Here is a 737-nt window from a genome sequence, read left to right on the forward strand (position 1 = left end):
ATGGAAGTGCGCGATCTGCTGAGCACTTACGACTTCCCAGGTGACGACACTCCGATCATCATCGGTTCGGCTCTGATGGCTCTGAACGGCCAAGACGACAACGAAATGGGTACCACCGCTGTTAAGCGTCTGGTAGAAACTCTGGACACCTACATCCCAGAGCCAGAGCGTGCAATCGACAAGCCGTTCCTGATGCCAATCGAAGACGTATTCTCGATCTCCGGTCGTGGCACCGTGGTAACTGGCCGTGTTGAGCGTGGCATCGTTCGCATCCAGGAAGAAGTTGAGATCGTTGGTCTGCGCGACACTCAGAAAACTACCTGCACCGGCGTTGAAATGTTCCGCAAACTGCTCGACGAAGGTCGTGCGGGCGAGAACTGCGGCGTTCTGCTGCGTGGCACCAAGCGTGACGACGTTGAGCGTGGCCAGGTTCTGGTTAAGCCAGGCACCGTTAAGCCGCACACCAAGTTCACCGCTGAAGTGTACGTTCTGAGCAAGGAAGAAGGCGGCCGTCATACTCCGTTCTTCAAAGGCTACCGTCCACAGTTCTACTTCCGTACCACTGACGTGACTGGTAACTGCGAGCTGCCAGAAGGCGTTGAAATGGTAATGCCAGGTGACAACATCCAGATGACTGTCACTCTGATCAAAACCATCGCGATGGAAGATGGTCTGCGTTTCGCTATCCGTGAAGGCGGTCGTACCGTCGGCGCCGGCGTCGTAGCCAAAGTTATCGA

General features: G+C 55.6%; 1 protein-coding gene. It reads left to right on the forward strand.

The genetic code is table 11. From position 1 onward, the window contains the following. Nucleotides 1-737 (forward strand): EF-Tu/IF-2/RF-3 family GTPase (locus U873_RS0133385; protein ID WP_025132371.1); only part of this gene is annotated, 737 nt, incomplete at both ends.

This window comes from Pseudomonas sp. PH1b, from assembly GCF_000633395.1.
Taxonomy (GTDB): domain Bacteria; phylum Pseudomonadota; class Gammaproteobacteria; order Pseudomonadales; family Pseudomonadaceae; genus Aquipseudomonas.